Origin of the sequence: Bowdeniella nasicola (assembly GCF_900107735.1) — a bacterium.
Taxonomy (GTDB): domain Bacteria; phylum Actinomycetota; class Actinomycetes; order Actinomycetales; family Actinomycetaceae; genus Bowdeniella; species Bowdeniella massiliensis.
Genome location: NZ_FNQV01000028.1, coordinates 1 through 2,340, shown reverse-complemented (window position 1 = coordinate 2,340; position 2,340 = coordinate 1). Strand labels below are relative to the sequence as shown.

Here is a 2,340-nt window from a genome sequence, read left to right as displayed (position 1 = left end):
AACAAGCACTCGCCCAACTCGCAGCCGCCTACCCAGACCGTATCAACCCCTACTTGTAACCAATCAACTTACACAAAAAACTTGACAGGCCCGCGCTACTTGAGACAATCCCTCCACACGACGAACTCGTCCAAGATCGCAACCGATTGGCGACGCTGAGCCTGCTCGCCCTGGTCACCGCGGAACTCGGCGACCGCGATATGGCGGCGGCGCTTCGCATCATCCTGCTGCCGTTCCGAGACCAGCTGATCACAATGGGCTTCGGCGCGATCTGCCTGGGAACAGTGCATCGCCCCATCGCCCGTCTGAGCCTCCTGCTCGGCGACAAGGAAGAGGCCATCCGCCACTACCGCGCAGCCATCACCTTCACGGCGCAGCTCGGGGCGCACCCCTGGCTCGCCGAAGCACAGATCGACCTGGCCGAGCTTCTCCTACAAGGTGATGACTCCGTGCGCGCAGACGAGGCAGAGACCCTCGTGGTCGAAGCACTCGCCACAGCCCGTGCCCTCAGCCTGCACAGACTCGAGGAGCTCGCAGCCTCCTTACTCGCAACGGCCCGCAGAAAAGGCAAAGACGCCATGCTGCGCACGAGTTTCCCGGAACCACATGTCAGGCCAACGATCCGCGTCCTCGGCACGTTTGATGTCACGTCGATACGGGGAGAGCCAGTTCGCTGGCAATCCAGAAAAGCCCGCGAACTTCTCAAGATCCTCGTCTCCCGCCGAGGCACCACGGTCACACGGGAACGACTCATAGATCTCCTGTGGCCCGACGAACAACTCGATCGGCTGTACAACCGATTGGCGGTCGCAGCCAGCACAATTCGCCGGGCGTTCGACCCGGCAGCAGAGCTCCCTCCGAACACCTTTGTGGAAAGTCGCGGAGACCTGATCCGACTGAATACTCGGTTGATCGAGATCGATGCCGAGTGCTTCATGAGCGACGCTCGCGCGGCACTCGAGCACGCACTGGACACGACTGCTCGTATCGATATGTTGGTGGCCGCGCTTGACAGATACGCGGGAGACGTCCTTATCGACGAGCCGGATGCGCCATGGGCGCTCCACTATAGGCGCGAAGTGCACGACACCTTCCTTGAAGCCGCTTATGCGCTCGCACTCGCGGCAAGCGCGAAGGGCGACCAACTCACGCGTGTCGACGCATACCGACGCATCCTCGGGCTCGACGTGTACGAACAACGAGCACACGAAGGCCTCATACACGCGCTGACCACTTTAGGTGCCCGCGGCCAAGCTGCAGAGGCAGAAGCAAACTACATGCAGCGCATGCGAGAGCTTGGAGTCAACGTCGGACAGGCCCGCCCGTCGCACTCTGAGGAATAGGAGGCGGCACTGTGATGAATCAGGAGATACGTCCGCGTTTCCACATCAAGGAATAACCACGTTGACTTTCAGTGCAGTGAGGGTGCTGTGTTTAGGTTCGGGGGAGTCCCCCTGTTAGTAAAAGAAGCTACGAACTATCGTCCGACATGGCCGGTGTCAGTGCCCGCCGTCAAAATAGTCTTCACGCTATCCGGTTGGGCGCGAGTGCATACTCCGCTCAGCGAGATGATTCTTCCCACCCGAACCCCACCAGGACGCGTTCGCCCTGCCTGATGGCGGGCCGGACCCCTACGGGTTTAAGGATCCGCATGAGCTGTGGCGCGAGACCTGCCTGCATTTGGCGTACGCGGCCTCGTCACCAAACAAACCAAGGGCCGCGACATCCCCCACGTCCCCATCCTGCAAGCCCTCACACCCGTCCTGGAACGCCTCACCCACGACCGCGAACCCAGCGAGCGGCTCCTGACTGGTCCCCGAGGTGGGGTGCTCACCACAGCATCGGTGCGGGATGCGACGAAGTGGGATCAGCTCGTCACCGAGCTCGAGCTCCCCAGCCTCACCCGGCACGGGCTCCGCCACACCGGAGCGACCTGGCTCGCCGACGCAGGCATCCCACTCCACGTCCTCCAAGGCATCCTCGGCCACAAATCGATCGAGACCACCCGCGGCTACCTCCACCCCGACACCAGGCACCTCACCGACGCCGCAGCACGCGCCAACGCGTTCCTCGACGGACACGAGAATCCCGATCGTGAGAGCCCCGCTACGTCCAGTCGGGCGACGGCACCTCGGCGATGAAAAGGCGGCCGATCGCGGCCCACAACGGGCTCCAGGTCCCGGCTCGTCGCAACGGCCGCAATCGACGCGTCCCGGAAGGCATCAGCATCCGCGGTCGGATGCTTCGGGTTACCGGCCAAAACGTGTTGCTTAAGATCGGAGTTTGCCGCGTTGTGGTGCGGGAAAGTCGGGGTGATTAGCTCGAAATGAGCTAATCCCG

The 2,340-nt window shown here is 62.4% G+C and carries 2 protein-coding genes; both read left to right on the top strand.

Translation table 11 applies throughout. The features are described from left to right. Positions 1–146 precede the first annotated feature (146 nt). Entirely contained in the window at positions 147–1,343 is a 1,197-nt protein-coding gene (locus BLU67_RS11985; RefSeq protein ID WP_092566241.1) for an AfsR/SARP family transcriptional regulator, read from the top strand. Between the two features lie 315 nt (positions 1,344–1,658). Beyond that, positions 1,659–2,141 (top strand): tyrosine-type recombinase/integrase, encoded by a 483-nt coding sequence (locus tag BLU67_RS11980; RefSeq protein ID WP_222842499.1) that lies wholly within the window; start codon positions 1,659–1,661, stop codon positions 2,139–2,141. Positions 2,142–2,340 lie beyond the last annotated feature (199 nt).